The following is an 18,161-nucleotide window of genomic DNA, read 5'->3' as shown; positions in this document are numbered from 1 at the left end:
GAATATATATTATTATCTACTTTTGCTATTTCATTTAATGTGCTATTAATATAATTATTAATATACAAGTTTTCATTTACATTAATTGAATAGATTAAAAATACCAATACAACAGAAAAGAAAAAGAAATAAATAGTATATAAAATTTTAGTTGTAATTGGAATATAGAAAGTATTGATATTAGTTTCTAGGTCTAGTTTAAGTGTAGCTATTTTGAATGAAAGCAGAGTTAAAGAAACAGCACCACCATTTATTAATAAACATGCAATTACAGCTATAATAGATGTATATATAAAAACATCTTTATTTACTAGATTATATAATACTATTTCTAATACTGAAGAAATTATAGAAGTTGCTGTAAAGAGCCTTATAGTTTTTCTAGCTATTTGTATATTTAGTCCATTTTTCCATATATCAAAATATTTTAGTATTGATATTACAGAAAATATAGTAGCTATTATTTTAATACCGAAGAAGGGAATTTTATGACTGTATACAAAGAAGTATAGTATAATATACCATATAGGCAGATTTACTATTATATATGTAAAAATAAGCTGCATTTTTAGAGAGAAAATAATTTTTTGTTGAAATTTATCTACAGCCATACAATGATCCATTCCTTTTATATAATTTTAGATATTATTATACATTATCGTACAATTTTTATCAAAATATTAATTTATACTCTTCCAACTTCATTAACTACTCTTCCTATTAGAGTATCATGTGTTGATATAGTTTTTGAGTTTAATTCATAAGCACGCTGAACTTCTATCATTCTAACCATTTCATTTATAGGGTTTACGTTGCTCATTTCCAAGAATCTTGATAATACTTTAGGTCTGTCTACGCCTTTTTGAGCTATATAAGCAGGACCGCTGATATCAGTATCTACCCAGAATGATTCTCCTTCTTTTTTGAGGTATCTTTCATTTTCAAAGCGAACTATTTTTAAAGTATCAAGTATTTCTTCATCTTCCCATTCATTATCATTAAACTGAACAAAGTCTTCATTGTCTTGATATCTTCTATTAATACTAATTCTTCCTTCTTCGTCTATATTGAAGTTGTTAGTTTTTATTTGTATATAACCATTTTCACCCATTACTTTGTAGCCATGTTTTGTAACGAGATAATTATCTTTATCAATCAAGAAGCTTCCATTTCTAGTGTATCTTTCGCCATGAGGTGTTTCTACTGCAAAGAAACCTTTATCACCCAAAGCTATATCAAGCTGATTGCCAGTTTCTCTTAAAGAACCTTGCTCCCACTCTGTAAAAACTTCATTTACTTCAACACCAGTACCGAGTCTTCCAACATAAGGTCTTATATCTGTAGAACCAAGAGGAAATATTACAACTCCGTCATCTTCTGTTCTAGCAGCCATCATTTCTGGAAAAGCTTTGAAAGTAGCAGTATCTCTTTTAAAACCAGGCTTATCAACATTAGCCAAATTATTAGCTACAACATCGAGTCTGTATTGTTCTGCTATCATTCCGCTAGCACCTGTATAAACTCCTCTAACCATTTATATATCCCCCTTTATTTATAATATATCATCATTTTCTTTTGTTGTTTTTATATTAATTTTGTTTAATTTACTTACAAAGTCTTCATAGCCTCTTTCTATGTGGTATATTCTGTGAAGGTCTGTAACACCCTCTGCTACAGCACCAGCAATAACCAATGCAGCACCTGCACGTAAATCACTAGCTTGTACATCAGCACCAGAAAGTTTATTTCCGCCATTTACAACAATGCTAGGTTCAAATAATTCTATATCAGCACCCATACGAATTAATTCTGGTACATTGCTGAATCTGTCTGGGTAAATAGTCTCTTTTATTTTGCTTGAACCTTTTATTGTGCATGCTAAAGTTGTGAATATTGCCTGTAAATCTGTTGGAAAGCCAGGATATGGAAGAGTTTCTATTTCAAAAGGCTTTAATTCTTTATTTGAAGCATCTATTTCTATAGTTGATTTTGTGGTTTTTATATCGCAGCCTATAGAAGAGAGCAAATCTAATACATAAGTTAAATGCTCTGGATTAGTATTTTCTAATTTTAATTTTCCCCTTCCAGCAGCAGCCATTGCCAAAAAAGTACCTGTTTCTATTCTGTCTGGTATCACTTCAAACTCTACGCCTTTTAAATAATCAACACCCTCTATTGTGAGAGTAGAAGTTCCTATACCTTCAATTTTTGCCCCCATAGCTTTTAATAACTCTGCTAAGTTTGTACATTCTGGTTCTCTTGCAGCATTTCTTATAATAGTTGTACCTTTAGCTAATGTAGCAGCCATCATAACATTATCAGTGCCTAAAACTGTAGGGCCATTTTTTCCAGATAGGTTTATATCTGCACCTATTAGATTATCTTTTACAGTGGCATCTATATAGCCGGCGGTGATATCAATCTTAGCACCTAATGCTTCCATTCCTTTCAGATGCAAATCTATTGGTCTTGGACCAAAAGCACAGCCGCCGGGGTAGGAAACCTTACAATGTTTGCGTTTTGCAAGTAATGGTCCAAGCACTATAATAGAGCCTCTCATTTTTTTTACTAGTTTATATGGAGCTTCATCGCTTTTGCCATTTTGAGATATTATCACAGTGGTGTTGTTTTTAAAATCAACTTTCTTTCCCAATGGTTCTAATATATTTATTAATACCTGCACATCAACTAAATCAGGCACATTATGAAGAGTTACAGGTTCATCGGTAAGTATTGAAGCTACCAAAAGAGGAAGTGATGCATTTTTAGAACCTGAAATTTTCACAGTTCCATTAATATTTTTAGAGCCTTCTATAGTGTATTTATACATTCTTCCCCCTATTGTTTTATATTATACTACTTTAGTTTTTCGGTATAATAGTAAAATGCTTAATTATTTTTTATTATGTTAATACATTTAAATGAATCAAAAAACTAAAAACTGTTTTTAATTTTTTGATAAAAACATATTTTTGTTTATTTTTTTGAAAAATTAAACAAATTTTTATTCAATTATTGATTTTGATTATTTTATTTATATACTACAATTATGTAAAAATAAATTTTAAAGAGGTTTGTCATGCAGTCAATGAACTCAAAAAATGAAGATCTTTTTGCTTTAACGCATATAGGAGAGGATCCCGAAAAGTATATGAAAGCGGTAGTACCACCTGTATTTATGAATTCTTTACATGTTTTTAATACTGTAAAAGATTATTTTGATGTTGATATCTTTAATGATCAATTTTATTATGGAAGAGCATCTAATCCAACAGTAAATATTTTAGAGAAAAAATTAGCGGCATTAGAACATGGTAGCAGAGCAGTTGTATTTTCTGCTGGTATGGCAGCTTGTTCTGCAGCTATACTTTCAATATGTAAAACAGGTAGCCACATTATATGTATTCGCGAGAGCTATGGTCCTGTTCAACATCTTTTAAATGAATTCTTGTGTGAAAAAATGAATGTAGAAGTTACATATGTTGTTGGTAAAAATCCAAAAGAATTTGAAGACGCTATTAAAGAAAATACTGATATGATTATTTTGGAAAGTCCATCTACTTTGGTATGTAATGTTGTAGATTTAAAATCTGTTGCAGATATAGCAAAAAAACATAACATAAAAACATATATTGATAATACTTATTCAACCCCTATTTTTCAAAAGCCATTAGATATGGGAATTGATATAGTTATGCATACTATGACAAAATATATAGGAGGTCATAGTGATTTAATAGGCGGTGTTTTAATATCAAAAGATGAAGAGTTGATGAGAAAAATTATGGTTCAAAGAGATTGGTTTGGAAGTGTTATGGGACCTATGGAGGCTTGGCTTGCTATTAGAGGATTACGTACTTTGGATGTAAGAATGCAAAGACATTATGAAACAGCTATGGAAGTAGCAAAGTTTTTAGAAAAACATCCAAAAGTAAAAAGAGTATTCTATACAGGTTTACCATCACATCCTCAATATGAATTGGCAAGAAAGCAACAAAAAGGAGAGTGCGGTTTATTAAGTATTGAAATAGAAGGCGATGTGAAAAATGTTGAAACTTTTGTTGATAATTTGAAAGTATTTGAGAAGGGATGTTCTTGGGGTGGTTTCGAGAGTTTAGCTATAGCATTTACATATAATTGGAGTGAGGAAGAATTAAAATTCCATGAATTAAATAGAAATATAGTTAGACTTCATTGTGGTCTTGAAGGTGCTGAAATTTTAATAGACGATTTAAAACAAGCTTTAAATAAAATATGATTTTTTAAGTTAGGAGTAATTATGGATACAATAAAACAAAAGAAAAAGCCTACACTTTTTGTGGCTTTATTACCATTAATTTTTATGTTTGTAGTTTTAATAGTAGGGCTTTTAGTATTACATATAGATATTAAAATATTATTAATTTTATGTGCTGCTTTTACAATTTGTATATCGTTAAAACTTGGATATACTTGGAAAGATATAGAAGAAGAAATTATTATTAAATTAGCGAGAGCTTTTCCAGCTATTATGATTTTAATTTCTGTTGGCTTGATGATAGGAGCTTGGGTAATAAGTGGTACAATACCATACTTGGTTTATATAGGTCTTAAAATTATTAACCCTAAATTTATTATTATAACTTCATTTTTGGTTACAGTTATATTATCTGTAAGTACAGGAACTTCTTGGGGTTCTGCTGGAACAGTTGGTGCTGCATTGATTAGTGTAGCTGCTGGAATGGGTGCTCCATTACCTGCTGTAGCTGGAGCAATAGTTGCTGGTGCATATTTTGGCGACAAAATGTCTCCGCTTTCTGATAGTACTAATATGTCAGCTATAGCAACAAATACAAATTTATATCAACATATAGGTCATATGTTATATACTACAGTTCCAGGATTTATAGTAAGTTGTATAGTATATTTAGTAGCTGGTTTTCACTTTTCTAGTACTGGTCAAATTGATCAGATAAATATTATTATCAATACTTTATCTCAATTATTTAATTTAAGTATGCCTGTTGGTTTAATTTTACTTATTCCGCCTGTTATAGTAGTTTCTGGTTCTCTTCTAAAAAAACCTACTATTCCTGTTATGATGATATCATCTTTAGTTGCTGTTCTTATAGCTATTTTTATACAAGGCTTTTCTATTTCAGCTTGTGCTAATAGTATGGTTAATGGGTTTAAAATGGATATGTTTGTAAATCCTGAAGTGGATATAAATTCTTTGGTAAAAGAAGTACCTAATCTTTTACAAAGAGGCGGTATGTCATCTATGATGAATAGTGCTTTGATGGCTTTTTGTGCTTTCTCTTTTATAGGAGCTCTTACAATATCTGGAAGTTTGGAAGTTGTAATTTCATCTATTATGAAACATATTGATAGCACTGGTAAATTAATTACTTTAACTATTTTACTTGGAGTTTTAGTAATTACTGTTATAGGCGAAGCATCTGTTACTTTCTTAATGATAGGTAGTTTATTTAGAGGTGAATATATTAAAAGAGGTTTAGAAAGCAAAAATCTTTCTCGTTCTTTGGAAGACAGTATTACAGTTGTAGAACCATTAGTTCCTTGGTCTTTAGCTGGTGTGTATATGTCTTCTACATTAGGCGTTGCTACTGTTCAATATGCTCCTTGGGCTGTATTATGCTACACAGGTGTTATTTTTGCAATAATTTGGGGATTTACTGGTTTCGGTATTGCTAAAATTAATAAGGATAGTGATTCTTATCAAGAATATTTGGAACTAAATAAACAATAATAAATAAAAATAAAAATAGGGATTAAATAAAATTATCCCTATTTTTTATTTTTGCTATTGACATTTAAATTGAGTTGTGTTATACTATTTCACAAGTCTAATGCGGGAATAACTCAGTTGGTAGAGTTTCTGCTTGCCATGCAGACTGTCGCGGGTTCGAGTCCCGTTTCCCGCTCATCAGATAACCCTCGATAGAAATTTTTCTTTCTGTTGAGGGTTTTTTTAATTTTTTATATAAAGGTTGTATATCAATGGATATTAAAGATTTTAACTTCGAAACTTCTACAGATGATAAGGATTTAGTTACTCTAAAGGTTGTTGTTTCTAAAGATGCTTATAATAAAGAATTAGAAAAACAAATTGAATATTATAAACCTAAAGTTAATATTAAAGGTTTTAGAATTGGTCATGCTCCTAACAATATTATACTTTCTAGATATAGAGAAGGTTTGGAATCTGCTACTAATGAAGTGATGATTGAAAATGTTTGGAATACTTACAGCGATGAAAAAAATGCTAAATGTATCGCTACTCCTAAATTATCATATATGGAAAATAAAGATGATGGTCTTCACCTTACTTATGAATACTATCCTCTTCCTGATATTGCTTTGCCTGAACTTTCATCTATCTCTTTAGAGAAAAATAAATATAATATAGATGATGAGGCTATAGAAAAAGCATATAAATTATCTTTACAGAGATTTTCTCCTTTTGAAGAGAGCGAATTAAAATCTGAGCTTGGTGATAAAGTATATGTAAAAATTGAGTTTGATGATGAAGAAAACAAAAAATATAATAAAGAATTAACTCTTATAGCTACAGATAATGAAAATGAAACTATATTTGCTAAAAATGCTGTAGATGTTAAAAAAGGCGATAAAAAACTTTTAACTACTTTTGTTAATGGCAGAGAAGCTACTTTAATTATGGAAGTTTTAAAAGTAGAAAAGCCAAATATTAAAGATGACTCTAAAGAAGAGGAAGTAAAAAAAGTAAAAGAGGGCTTAAAAGAGCATTTAGCTAAAAGAGCTGAGGCTAGAGCAGATTCTGAGCTTATAAATGATTCTATCTTCAATAAATTATTAGAACTTGTAAAAGTAGATATACCTAAAGGCTATTATGAAATGGAATTAAATAGAGCTTTAGAGGACTTTGAAAGACAAGTTTCTGGAAATGGAATGACTAAAACAGACTTTTTAATTTCTGTTGGTAAAAAAGAAGATGATATTAAAAAAGAATATGAAGAGAATGTAAAAAAACAAATTAGTTTTGACTTGATTATGGCTAAGCTTGCTGATGTTTATAAAGATTCTCTTAACATAAACGAAGATAAAGCTAAAGAATATGCTAACAGACTTTATCAATATCAAAGCTATTTAGGATTATCAAAAAGACCTAAAGAAGAGCAGCAAGACATTATTAATCATATAATGAAAGAGGCAGAAAACAGAGCTGTATCAGAAGCTATATTAGATTATATAAAAGAACATATTAATATTACAGAAAAAGATGCTGGAATATTTGTTGCTAATGAAAATGATCTTTGGGCTGGTTATTAATTTTTAGATAATTTATTGTAATAAAGGGTTTATGATGTATAAATTTGACAGAGTTGATAAAAAATATATAGAAAAAAGTTATATGACTATACCTTATGTTATAGAACAAACAAGCAGAGGCGAACGTTCTTATGACATTTACTCAAGACTTTTAAAAGACAGAATTATATTCTTGGGTGGAGAGATTAATGATGATGTTGCCAATGTTGTAATAGCTCAGTTGTTATTTTTGGAATCTGCTGACCCTGAAAAAGACATTTCTTTATATATAAATAGCCCAGGAGGGGTTGTTACTGCTGCTTTGGGTATGTATGACACTATGCAATATGTAAAGCCTGATGTTGCTACTTTATGTGTTGGTCAGGCTGCTTCTGCAGGTGCTTTGCTTCTTGCAGGCGGTGCTAGCGGTAAGAGATTTGCTACTGTAAACTCTAGAATTATGATACACCAACCTTCAGGCGGTTCTAGAGGTATGGTTACTGATATGGAAATACAATTAAGAGAAACTATCAGATTAAAAGCTATATTAAATGACATATTTGTTAAGCATACTGGTCAAGAACTTAAAAAACTTGAAGCTGATATGGATAGAGATTATTTTATGAGTGCCGAAGAAGCTAAAGAATACGGCATTATAGATAAAGTTTTCTCAAGCAGAGAATAATTAATATTAAGTTTTTTATTAATATTAGAATTTTAAAATAATAATTTAAAACTTTTTATAATTATATGTTCTCTATTAGTTCTAATATAATACCATCAGGGTCTCTAAAATATAAAGCTTTACTCTTACCAAATCCGTAATTTTCGAAGTTAAAATATTGAGGCTCTGATAAACATTCTACATTATTTTTTATTAAATGTTTATACATTTCATCTATATTCTCAACTCTAAAACAAATCTCAGAAATAGATATTTTGTTTAATTGAGAAGTATCTTTTTTAGCCTCTTCATTTATAAATTGCAAAAGTTCTATTGGAGGAGCTATTATATTATCGCTTCCATTAAGATATGCTATTTTTACTTTTACTCCTTTCATATTAAATAATAAATCTGTTTCTTTGCCTTCCATCATAGCTTCACCTTTAAAAGTTAGTCCTAATATATTTTTATAAAAGTGTATAGATTTTTCCATATTGCTTACTGTTATGCCTATATGCATTACTTCTCTAATCATTAATAATACTCCGTTTGTTATTTTCTAATATAAATTATAACAAATTTATTTATATATTCCATAATCTAAATTTTGATGTATGTAATATTGACAATAATTAATTTTTTTGTACTATATTATAATACAATAAAATTATAAGGATAATAATATAAATAAAAAAAGATTAGACAATAAAGTAAAGTTTAAAGATTATGAAGCATATATTTCCATTTGCGGTGCAGAGGATAAAAATCTTCAAGTTTTAGAGAATAAATTTAATGTTTCAATATATCCAAAGGGAAATGAATTAACCATAGAAGGGAATTATTCAAATATAGAAGACACTCTAAAGGTAATATATATACTTAAAGACATGTATATTTCTAATACCGAAATTTCTTTAGAAAAGGTTATTAATATATCTGATAATATATTTAAAGAGCGTGAGAGTTCTTTAATTAATATGCGTATAAAGCTGCCTTATCTCGGAAGGAACATAGAGATGAAAACCATTTCTCAGGGTGAATATTTAGAGAAGATGATTTTTAATGATATAGTTTTTTCCACTGGTGCTGCTGGTACGGGTAAAACATTTTTATCTGTTGCTTATGGTATAAGTTTACTTGCAGAAAATAAGATTGAGCGTATGATAATAACAAGACCTGTTGTTGAAGCTGGGGAGAGTTTAGGATATTTGCCTGGTGATTTTAAAGAAAAGATTTCTCCGTATATGAGACCTGTATATGACGCCTTGTATAGTCTTTTGTCTAGTGATATAATATTAAAATACACAGAGGAAAATAAAATAGAAGTAGCTCCTTTAGCTTATATGAGAGGAAGAACTTTAAGCAGAGCTTTTATAATACTAGATGAGGCACAGAACACTACAGTTGCTCAAATGAAGATGTTTTTAAGTAGGATAGGTGAAAAGTCTAAGGCTGTTATTACTGGGGACATTACTCAAAGCGATTTGCCTAAGAATGTAAAATCTGGTTTAGAGCATTCTATTAGAATATTAAAAAATATAGAAGGCATAGCTTTTCATCATTTTGATAAAAAAGATGTAATAAGGCATAGGTTAGTTTCTAAAATATTAGAAGCCTATGATAATGCTGATAATACAAATGTGTAAAATTAATGGATAAAAATTATTATGAACACGAATAAAAAAATTATAAAATCTATAATTAATAAAACTCTTAATATGGAGAGGATATTTCAATTATTAATAGCATTGATTTTGTATATAATAACATTATTATTAGTGTTTCCAAATTATATGCAAAAAATTACAATACCGTCTATTGGTGAAACTGTAAAAGAACCATTGATTGCAAAAAACAATATAAAATATAAAAACATAGAAGAAACTCAAAGATTAATAGCATATTTACAAGCGAATGTAAGACCTATATTTGAAATGCCTGAGAGCATAGAAAAAGAGTCTTTATCAAAAGTTAGCAATATGTTTAATTTTATTAGAAGCTTTGATACTAATAATGTTTCTTTTGATGATATGTATGATGCGGTTATATCAAAATATAATTTAAATATTAATAAGACGATTTTTTCTAATGCCATAATTAATAGAGATACTGTTGGATATGAGGCTAAAGTTGTAGATACGCTTAAGAGTTTATTTGATGTTGGCATAATATCTAGAAGAAATTTAACACCTGAAACTTTAAGATTAATTCTTAATAATGGAATATTTATTTATAAGTATAATGATTATGTTGTTGAAGAGAGAATAGTTGCAAAAAATAGAATATTCTTTTTAGAAAATTTAAAAAATGAGATTAGCTCTATTTTGGGAAACAGATATAATGATTTAAATGTATTTCATATCAATACCATATCTTCTATAATCAATGTATTTTTAGTAGATAATTTAATTTATAACTCTGAAAAAACTCAGGAAGAGATAAATAAAATTCCATTATCCGTAGAGCCTATATATACAACAATAAAAGCAGGTTTCCCTATTTTAGAGGAAGGGGAAATGGTTACAGAGGATAAGGTAAAGCTTTTAAAATATATATTAGATAACAGCAGTTTCCTTGAGTATAATATAAAAACTTTAATAGGTCAGGCTTTATTTATATTGATGCTATTTGCCTTTGTTGGATACATTATATTTAAATATAATATAGACTTTTATACTAACTTTAAGAATTTCATTTTATTCTCGCTTGAATATTTGCTTATTATGTCTATAGCATATTTTATAAGCAACTATGTATCGGATAAACTTATAAATATACCTTTTTATATATATACTTTTATACCAATGTTTTCTATGCTTAATACTTTGCTTGGGGCTAGAAGAGGAATTTCAGCTATTGTAACTGTATGTATTACTCTCTTAGCTGCTAATATGGTGCAGGCTGATGTATATGAGTTTTTCTCACTTTTTGTAATATCAATGATAACTTCTGTTTCTACAAAGAAAATTAATAACAGAAATGGAGTTTTATGGCTAGGCATTCAGATAGGTGTATGTTTGAGTATAGTATCATTAGTTAATGTATTTATTAAAGATGATTTTGATTTTAACCATATGGTTTTTGTATTTGCTTTTGCAAGTGGTTTAATACAGGCAATACTTGTTATGATTATTCTTCCTATTTGTGAGTATTTACTTGAAACTGCTACTATATTTAGACTTCAGGAATTGGCAGACTTAAACAATCCACTTTTAAGGCAGCTTCAAATTAATGCTCCAGGTACTTATCACCATTCTATTAATATGGCTAATTTAGTAGAAACTATAGCTGATGAGATTGGAGAAGATGGAAGATTAGCCTGCGTATCTGCATACTATCATGATATAGGTAAAATAGAAAATCCATTATACTTTATAGAAAACACAAATAAAGACGATAACAGACATAATAGATTAAAACCTACTTTATCGGCTGCAATAGTAAAATCGCATGTTCGTTTTGGTGTTGAGATAGCAAAGAAATATAGGCTTCCAAAAGAGATAATAGCAGCTATAAAAGAACATCATGGAACAAGTTTAATAAAATATTTTTATGCAGATGCTCTAAAAGAAGACCCTGATATAGATGTAAGTTTATTTACTTATGGAGGACCCAAACCTCAATCAAAAATTACTGCTATTTTAATGATATTAGACTCAATAGAAGCCGCAAGCAGAACAATAAATAATCCTACCAAAGAAAAGCTATCTTCGCTTATAGATAATATAGTAAAAAGTAAAATGGCAGAAGGTGAATTAAATGACAGCGGACTTACATTACAAGATATTGAAACCATTAAAAGAATAAGTTTACAGAAGATTTTAATTTCATTACATGAGAGAATAAAATATCCAGAGCTTCCAAAAGATATAGGCAAAGAGAATAAAGATAATAATAAAAATGAAAAAGCAGAAAATCTTGAAAAAAATATAAAAACAGATACTAAAAAAGTTTCAAAAACAAAAGAAAGATTTATTAAAAATATCAATTCTAAAAAAGAAGCTCTTAATAAAGATAAAGTAAAGAAATAGTATGAAAAAGGTTAATGTTTTTAATAATACTGATTATGATATTAATCTAAATATTTATAGATATTTTTTAAGCCATGCTGTAAAAGCTGCTAATATTGATGGAGAAGTGAATTTAGTTTTTTCTAATGATGATTATATAAGAGGCTTAAACAAACAATTTAGAAATAAAGATAAAGCAACCGATGTATTAACTTTTCCTATGGGTGAAGCTAATGATGGAGGGGATATTGTTATTTCTTATGAGTGGGTTTTAGATAGATATAGCGAAGATAAAATAAAGATGACTGTCATCAAATTAATAGTTCATTCTATACTTCATTTACAAGGTGTACATCATAATTATACAGAAAAATCTCTTAAAAAAAATTATAAAAGAATGAGAGAATTATATAAAAAAATACTTGAACATATAAAAGGGAATTATAATAATGCCAATAAAAAAGATATTAAAAAAGATAGTTAAAAAAAATAAAGATAATTATAATGATAAGAATCATTATATTAATTTAAGTTTATTAACAGAAGAAGAGAGAGAGATTGTAATAAACACCATTGAACTTAAAAGTAAAAATGTAAAAGATATAATGATACCTAGAGTTGATGTGAATATGCTTCATATAGATACAAGTTATGAGAAGGTAATTAAGGCTTTTAATAGGGATAGAAACTCTAGGATACCTGTTTATAAAGATGGTATAGATGATATTGTAGGTGTTTTGTATGTTAAAGATTTGGTAGATATAGATGAAAAAACTTTTAATCTAAAAAAGATAATACACAAGGCTTTTTTTGTACCTATATCTATTTCACTTATGGAGCTTTTGAAGAATTTTAGAACTAAACAGATTCATATTGCTATGGTTGTTGATGAGTATGGCGGATTTTCGGGTATTGTTAGTATGGAAGATGTACTTGAGGAGATTGTGGGAGATATTAGAGATGAGTTTGATGAAGATGATGATGAGGAAGTGAAGAGTAATGATGATGGAAGTTTTTTAGTTGATGCTAGAATGAGAATAGAAGAGATAAATAAATATGGAATACTTCCAGATATACCAGATGATGATGCTGATACTGTGGGTGGATTTTTATTTTCTTATCTTGGAAGGCTTCCAAAGAGAAATGAGGCTATTAAATATAATGGTTATTCTTTTACTGTTGTTGGAAAGAGCGGAAATATTGTTACAAAGATTAGAATAGAAAAATTAAATAGTGCTAATGAAGATTCAGAAGAAGAAAATAAAGAAGATGAAGATAATATTGAAAATGATGATATATAAAACAACATTTTTTAATAAATAAAAAACTATAACAAAAATATAGTATTAGTAATTATATTATTCAAATATTATTCTTTAGGTATTGATGTTGGATATTCTCCGTTAAAACAACCTATACAATAGTTAGTTCCGCCTAAAGCTTTAAACATATCTTCTATAGATAAATATTCCAAAGTATCAGCATTAATTTCTTTACGAATTTCTTCTACAGAGAGTTTTGCTCCTATAAGTTCTTTTTTGGAAGATATATCAACACCATAATAGCAAGGGTTTTTTATAACAGGTGAAGCTGACCTAAAATGCACTTCTTTAGCACCTGCTTTTCTCACTATATCAATAAGTATCTTACTTGTAGTACCTCTTACGAGTGAATCATCTATTAATATAACTTTTTTACCGTCTATAAGATGTTTTAAAGGATTGAATTTTAATTTAACAGTTTCTTCTCTGCTTGACTGTTCAGGCATAATAAATGTTCTTCCAATATATCTGTTTTTAACCAAACCAATGCTATAAGGAATACCGCTTTCTTTTGCAAATCCCAATGCGGCAATAGTTCCAGAGTCTTGTACACCTATTACAATATCAGCATCTACTGTATTTTTTTTGGCAAGTAAAACACCTGTTTGAAATCTTACATTATATACGTTAATGCCGTCTATATTGCTTTCTGGTCTTGCAAAATATATATGCTCAAATGCACAAGGATAATTTTTTAATTTAGTATTTTTATATTTTATAGATTGAATACCATTATCATCTATAATCACCATTTCACCTGCTTCTATATCGCGTACAAATTTAGCCCCAACAGCATCTAAAGCACAAGATTCAGAAGCTAAAAAATAATCACCATTAGAATTAGTTCCTAATGATAAAGGACGTATTCCATGAGGGTCCCTAACTCCAATTAATTTTCCGTCTACCACTATAACCAAAGCAAAAGCTCCTTCAATTATATTGATAGTCTCTTTTATTCCGTCTATAAAATTATTTACAGTTTTTCTTGCTATTAATTTAATTATCACTTCGCTGTCTGAAGTAGCATTGAATGTAGCTCCTTCTTGTTCTAATTTATCTCTTAATTGATATGCATTAGTAAGGTTGCCGTTATGTGCTATAGCTATTTGACCTAATCTAAATAGGTTCTCAAGAGGCTGAGCATTTTCTATTTTGCTTGCTCCTGTAGTAGAATATCTTACATGTCCTATAGCAATATTTCCTTCTGTTTCTTTTGGTATGTTACTAGAAAATAAATCTGAAACAAGTCCCATAGATTTATAAGTAAATAAATGTTTATAATTTGATATTGTTATTCCAGCACTTTCTTGACCTCTGTGCTGAAGAGCATATAGTGCATAGTTAAGAGTTTTTAATATATCTTTTTTTATTTCTTTTGAGTATATACCAAATACTCCGCATTCTTCTTTAGGTTTGTCGCATTTAAAAAAATCATTCATATATATTTCAACCAATTTTTTATTTTTTTTGATTTGTATATATTATAATTAATTAGTGTTTTACACAATAGAGTTATTGAAGAATTTTATTGTTTATTTAATTAGTTTCAGTTTGTTTATTTATGGTTGTTTCTGGTACTTTTACTCTTTCTTCTTTTTCATTTAATGTTGTTATAGTTGTTCCTTCTATAGTAGCTTTTGTATTATCTTCAAATATAATCATATAATTATACACTGTGCTTGAGTTTTCTTGATAAGATGTAATATATGATATTGTATAATAGTGTACATTATTTTTTATATCTTTATATATGTTTGATGCTGGTATAGGATCATTATCTATGGTTATTGAGCCGTCTTCATTAATAACTACAGTTATATTTTTTTCTTCAGTTGTATTTTCTGTATCTTCTCCTCCAGGTGGAGGTTGTGTTATAGGTGGGAGGTTTGGATTATCTTCTTCTTTTATAGTTCCAATCCAAGTTCCTATAAATCTATTATCTACACCAGTGCCAGTAATATTTTCTAATTTACAGCTAATTAGTATAGATGTAAAAATAATTATTTTTAATATATTTTTCATAGTTTATATTAATATCGACTTTTTTATTTAATTTTTTATATTTACATAATTTTAATTAGTTCTGAATAATTAAAATATATAAAAAATTGTTTAATATGTTAGATAATATTTTTAAAATGTGAAAAAAATATTCTAAGTAATAGTAGTTAGTATGAATTTATCTCAAAGTTATTGACATTTTTATGTTTTTGTCGTAAAATAGCTATGCATAATTTATTGATTTATTGGTATTTTTGAATGTTTGATAATTTAACAAAATCTATATCTAACGTGTTCTCCAAATTACGCGATAAAAAAGTATTATCTGAAAAAGATATAGAAGATACCCTCATAGGCATCAAAGAAGCTCTATTATCAGCAGACGTATCATTAGAAGCAGCCGATAAATTTTTAGAAGAAGCCAAAAAAAGAGCCATAGGTAAAGAAAGATTAGAAAATGTAGACCCTGCTAATCAATTTGTAGCCGATGTTCATGATACATTAGTTTCTATGATAGGTGAAGGTGAAAGTGGTCTTAAATTAGAACCAGTAGAAAAAACAACAGTTACACTTCTATTCGGTTTACAAGGTTCTGGTAAAACTACAACTTCTGCTAAATTAGCAAAATACTATAAAGATAAAAGAAGAGTTTTTCTCGTTGGTCTTGACGTACATAGACCTGCCGCTATGGAGCAATTAGCAGTATTAGCTAAAGAGGTTGGTGTTCCTTGTCATATAGATACAAAAGAGAAAAAGCCTTATAAAATATTAAAAAGAGCTATGTCTATCGCTAAAAAAGAGCAGTACAATATGATTATTGTAGATACTGCAGGACGTTTAGAGATAGATGAAGAGATGATGCTTGAACTTAGGCGAGTTGTTAATTCTGTTGATGTTACAGAAAAATTACTCGTTGTGGATTCTACAGCAGGTCAGAGTGTATTTGATGTTGCTAAGAGCTTTCAAAGCAATATTGGCATAAATGGTGTAATACTTACTAAATTTGATTCTGGTGTTAGAGGCGGTGCTGCTTTATCACTTCGTTATGCAACAGGCTCTTCAGTTAAATTTATAGGTACTGGTGAACATTTAGAAGATATAGATGTATTTGATGCGAAAAGAGTTGCAGGTCAAATACTTGGAATGGGTGATATAGTCAAACTTGTTGAGAAGGCTCGTGCTGCTATAAGTGAGAAAGAAGCTCAAGAAATGCTTCAAAAAGTTATAGAAAATAATTTTGATTATAATGACTTTTTAAAACAAATAGATGCTACAACCAAAATGGGCGGTATATCTAAGATGACTTCTATGATACCAGGAATGGCTAATGTGGATAATGAATTAATAAGCAGAGAAGAACAGAAGTTTGTAAAATATAAAGCTATTATACAATCAATGACTAAAAAAGAGCGTCTTGCTTTGTTCCCTTTAAACAATTCAAGAAAGATGCGTATAGCTAATGGTAGTGGCCAGAGTATTTATGATGTAAATCAGCTAATAAAGCAATTTACAATGATGAAGAATATGATGGGCAGTACTAAGAAAATGAATAAATTGGCAAAATCCCTAGAGGGCATAGGTATGTCTATAGAAGATTTAAATAAATTAATGTAATAATTTGGAGGAAAGAAAGGTGGTAAAATTAAGATTAAAACGTATAGGTCGCAAACATGAACCTCATTATCGTGTAGTGGCAACAGATTCTCGTTTTCCACGCGATGGTCGTTTTATAGAGGAGTTGGGTTGGTTTAATCCTAAGGCTAAAGAAGTTCTATACAAATTAGATTTAGAGAACATAAAGAAATGGCTCTCTAATGGTGCACAGCCTACTTATGCAGTTAAGAGTATTCTTATAAAAGAAGGGCTAATGGAAAAAGATAAAGGTGCTCCGCTTGATAGAAAACAAAAAAGAGCATTAAAAAATCCTGAGAAAAGACGTAAGAATCGTACACAAGCTAAGCCAGAAGTAACAACAGAAGAAAGTAACACTGAGGCTTAATATATATTATAATAAAAGGAGTGTGCTATGACGGAAGAAAAAGAGCTTATTGAGTACCTAGCTAAAAAGCTAGTTGATGAGCCTGATGGGGTTAGTGTTAAAGTAATCGAAGGTGAAAAAAGTACTATTCTCGAACTAAAGGTTAATCAAAGCGACATAGGCAAAATAATAGGTAAGAGAGGTCGTATAGCTCATGCTTTACGAACTATTCTTTTTGCTGCTTCTATGAAAAGCGGTAAACGTGTTATGCTTGAGATTATTGACAATTGAAAATTTTTTATTCAACTATCACTAGTGTGCATGGCTTAAATGGAGAGGTGGAGTGTACTTTTATTGATAAAAGTTATTTTGCCTCTCTTCCTTTTTTAAATAATAATATTAACATATATATTGATAATCAAGAATATAAGATAACAAATATCAAGAAAAAAAATAAATCTTTTGTTTTCAAATTAGAAAAAATAGACAGTATAGATGATGCCAAAGCTCTAATAGGAAAGGACATTTATATTGATTATGAGAATCTTCCTTCTTTAGATGATAATAGTTTTTATGAGGCTGAAATTATAGGCTATAATGTAATAGATTCTGATGGTAAGCTTTATGGTAAAATAGTAGATTTATACTCTCTGCCTTCCAATTATGTTTTTGTTATTTCTTTAGCAGATAGCAAAGAGGAAATTTCTATACCGTTTGTTGGTGCATATTTTGGTAAAATAGATAAAATTAATAGAGTTTTAGAGATTATAGAGAAACCTATAGTTGATGAAGAGTAAAAGTAACTGCATTTTTACACAAATATACATTTATTACTTTATAGATATTAAAAAGATACAAAGCTAAATCATTTGCACTTTTTGGTTCTTTGACGAAGT

General features: G+C 28.9%; 17 protein-coding genes, 1 tRNA gene and 1 pseudogene. 13 read left to right on the top strand and 6 right to left on the bottom strand.

All coding sequences use genetic code 11. From position 1 onward, the window contains the following. The 3 genes and pseudogenes from E6A48_RS03310 to murA all read right to left on the bottom strand — a co-directional run. Positions 1–611, bottom strand: a pseudogene (locus E6A48_RS03310) (methyl-accepting chemotaxis protein); the annotation flags it as partial. 74 nt (positions 612–685) lie between these two features. Beyond that, a complete protein-coding gene (gene flgF, locus E6A48_RS03305; RefSeq protein ID WP_219708570.1) occupies positions 686–1,534 on the bottom strand; it encodes a flagellar basal-body rod protein FlgF in 849 nt (282 codons plus the stop codon). A gap of 18 nt (positions 1,535–1,552) precedes the next feature. Continuing rightward, positions 1,553–2,830, bottom strand: coding sequence for a UDP-N-acetylglucosamine 1-carboxyvinyltransferase (gene murA, locus E6A48_RS03300; RefSeq protein ID WP_219708568.1), 1,278 nt, complete (start codon positions 2,828–2,830; stop codon positions 1,553–1,555). 249 nt (positions 2,831–3,079) lie between these two features. Between murA and E6A48_RS03295 the strand changes: the two genes are divergently transcribed. The 5 genes from E6A48_RS03295 to clpP all read left to right on the top strand — a co-directional run bounded on the left by E6A48_RS03295 (position 3,080) and on the right by clpP (position 7,975). Further along, complete coding sequence (locus tag E6A48_RS03295; RefSeq protein WP_278772345.1) at positions 3,080–4,258, top strand: trans-sulfuration enzyme family protein; 1,179 nt, start codon at positions 3,080–3,082, stop codon at positions 4,256–4,258. Between the two features lie 21 nt (positions 4,259–4,279). Beyond that, positions 4,280–5,749, top strand: coding sequence for a Na+/H+ antiporter NhaC (gene nhaC / locus E6A48_RS03290; RefSeq protein ID WP_219708566.1), 1,470 nt, complete (start codon positions 4,280–4,282; stop codon positions 5,747–5,749). A 102-nt stretch (positions 5,750–5,851) separates the two neighbouring features. Continuing rightward, positions 5,852–5,924, top strand: a tRNA-Gly gene (locus E6A48_RS03285). 76 nt (positions 5,925–6,000) lie between these two features. Continuing rightward, a complete protein-coding gene (locus E6A48_RS03280) occupies positions 6,001–7,311 on the top strand; it encodes a trigger factor (protein ID WP_219708565.1) in 1,311 nt (436 codons plus the stop codon). A 34-nt stretch (positions 7,312–7,345) separates the two neighbouring features. Beyond that, positions 7,346–7,975, top strand: a complete 630-nt coding sequence (gene clpP, locus E6A48_RS03275; protein ID WP_013244222.1) for an ATP-dependent Clp endopeptidase proteolytic subunit ClpP — start codon at positions 7,346–7,348, stop codon at positions 7,973–7,975. A 61-nt stretch (positions 7,976–8,036) separates the two neighbouring features. Here the strand turns inward: clpP and E6A48_RS03270 are convergent, their stop codons facing one another. Continuing rightward, the gene (locus E6A48_RS03270) at positions 8,037–8,489 is read right to left on the bottom strand and encodes a VOC family protein (RefSeq protein WP_219708563.1); all 453 of its coding nucleotides are present in this window, start codon (positions 8,487–8,489) and stop codon (positions 8,037–8,039) included. A gap of 481 nt (positions 8,490–8,970) precedes the next feature. On the opposite strand from E6A48_RS03270, the gene E6A48_RS03265 reads away from it, so the two are divergent. Genes E6A48_RS03265 through tlyC form a run of 4 tightly spaced genes read left to right on the top strand, consistent with a single transcriptional unit; the run spans position 8,971 to position 13,265 of the window. Further along, positions 8,971–9,600 (top strand): PhoH family protein, encoded by a 630-nt coding sequence (locus tag E6A48_RS03265; protein ID WP_258018530.1) that lies wholly within the window; start codon positions 8,971–8,973, stop codon positions 9,598–9,600. Positions 9,601–9,621: 21 nt separating this feature from the next. After that, on the top strand, positions 9,622–11,985 hold the full coding sequence (locus E6A48_RS03260) for an HD family phosphohydrolase (RefSeq protein ID WP_219708561.1): 2,364 nt from the start codon (positions 9,622–9,624) through the stop codon (positions 11,983–11,985). 1 nt (position 11,986) lies between these two features. Further along, positions 11,987–12,448 (top strand): rRNA maturation RNase YbeY, encoded by a 462-nt coding sequence (ybeY, locus tag E6A48_RS03255; protein ID WP_219708559.1) that lies wholly within the window; start codon positions 11,987–11,989, stop codon positions 12,446–12,448. Beyond that, a complete protein-coding gene (gene tlyC, locus E6A48_RS03250) occupies positions 12,414–13,265 on the top strand; it encodes a hemolysin C (protein WP_219708558.1) in 852 nt (283 codons plus the stop codon). Before ybeY ends, tlyC begins: the two co-directional genes overlap by 35 nt. Before the next feature lie 68 nt (positions 13,266–13,333). Here tlyC and purF read toward each other — a convergent pair whose 3' ends face one another. After that, a complete protein-coding gene (gene purF, locus E6A48_RS03245) occupies positions 13,334–14,725 on the bottom strand; it encodes an amidophosphoribosyltransferase (protein ID WP_219708557.1) in 1,392 nt (463 codons plus the stop codon). 97 nt (positions 14,726–14,822) lie between these two features. Continuing rightward, on the bottom strand, positions 14,823–15,308 hold the full coding sequence (locus E6A48_RS03240; RefSeq protein WP_219708556.1) for a hypothetical protein: 486 nt from the start codon (positions 15,306–15,308) through the stop codon (positions 14,823–14,825). 237 nt (positions 15,309–15,545) lie between these two features. Between E6A48_RS03240 and E6A48_RS03235 the strand changes: the two genes are divergently transcribed. From E6A48_RS03235 to rimM, 4 genes are read left to right on the top strand one after another with little or no spacing between them, the layout of a single operon-like run. Continuing rightward, entirely contained in the window at positions 15,546–16,901 is a 1,356-nt protein-coding gene (locus E6A48_RS03235; protein WP_013244230.1) for a signal recognition particle protein, read from the top strand. 19 nt (positions 16,902–16,920) lie between these two features. Then, on the top strand, positions 16,921–17,286 hold the full coding sequence (gene rpsP / locus E6A48_RS03230) for a 30S ribosomal protein S16 (RefSeq protein WP_219708555.1): 366 nt from the start codon (positions 16,921–16,923) through the stop codon (positions 17,284–17,286). Positions 17,287–17,313: 27 nt separating this feature from the next. Further along, positions 17,314–17,556 carry a KH domain-containing protein gene (locus E6A48_RS03225; protein ID WP_014489041.1) on the top strand — a complete coding sequence of 81 codons (243 nt, stop codon included), beginning with the start codon at positions 17,314–17,316 and terminating at the stop codon, positions 17,554–17,556. Then, positions 17,553–18,062 carry a ribosome maturation factor RimM gene (gene rimM, locus E6A48_RS03220; protein WP_219708554.1) on the top strand — a complete coding sequence of 170 codons (510 nt, stop codon included), beginning with the start codon at positions 17,553–17,555 and terminating at the stop codon, positions 18,060–18,062. Before E6A48_RS03225 ends, rimM begins: the two co-directional genes overlap by 4 nt. The last annotated feature ends 99 nt before the right edge of the window (positions 18,063–18,161 follow it).

The organism is Brachyspira pilosicoli (assembly GCF_019402445.1).
GTDB lineage: Bacteria > Spirochaetota > Brachyspiria > Brachyspirales > Brachyspiraceae > Brachyspira > Brachyspira pilosicoli_B.
This window is presented reverse-complemented; position numbering and strand designations above follow the sequence as displayed.

Coding starts and splice junctions, on each gene's coding strand:
- flgF (WP_219708570.1), bottom strand. CDS start 1,534: ATGGTTAGAGGAGTTTATACAGGTGCTAGCGGAATGATAGCAGAACAA.
- murA (WP_219708568.1), bottom strand. CDS start 2,830: ATGTATAAATACACTATAGAAGGCTCTAAAAATATTAATGGAACTGTG.
- E6A48_RS03295 (WP_278772345.1), top strand. CDS start 3,080: ATGCAGTCAATGAACTCAAAAAATGAAGATCTTTTTGCTTTAACGCAT.
- nhaC (WP_219708566.1), top strand. CDS start 4,280: ATGGATACAATAAAACAAAAGAAAAAGCCTACACTTTTTGTGGCTTTA.
- E6A48_RS03280 (WP_219708565.1), top strand. CDS start 6,001: ATGGATATTAAAGATTTTAACTTCGAAACTTCTACAGATGATAAGGAT.
- clpP (WP_013244222.1), top strand. CDS start 7,346: ATGTATAAATTTGACAGAGTTGATAAAAAATATATAGAAAAAAGTTAT.
- E6A48_RS03270 (WP_219708563.1), bottom strand. CDS start 8,489: ATGATTAGAGAAGTAATGCATATAGGCATAACAGTAAGCAATATGGAA.
- E6A48_RS03265 (WP_258018530.1), top strand. CDS start 8,971: ATGAAAACCATTTCTCAGGGTGAATATTTAGAGAAGATGATTTTTAAT.
- E6A48_RS03260 (WP_219708561.1), top strand. CDS start 9,622: ATGAACACGAATAAAAAAATTATAAAATCTATAATTAATAAAACTCTT.
- ybeY (WP_219708559.1), top strand. CDS start 11,987: ATGAAAAAGGTTAATGTTTTTAATAATACTGATTATGATATTAATCTA.
- tlyC (WP_219708558.1), top strand. CDS start 12,414: ATGCCAATAAAAAAGATATTAAAAAAGATAGTTAAAAAAAATAAAGAT.
- purF (WP_219708557.1), bottom strand. CDS start 14,725: ATGAATGATTTTTTTAAATGCGACAAACCTAAAGAAGAATGCGGAGTA.
- E6A48_RS03240 (WP_219708556.1), bottom strand. CDS start 15,308: ATGAAAAATATATTAAAAATAATTATTTTTACATCTATACTAATTAGC.
- E6A48_RS03235 (WP_013244230.1), top strand. CDS start 15,546: ATGTTTGATAATTTAACAAAATCTATATCTAACGTGTTCTCCAAATTA.
- E6A48_RS03225 (WP_014489041.1), top strand. CDS start 17,314: ATGACGGAAGAAAAAGAGCTTATTGAGTACCTAGCTAAAAAGCTAGTT.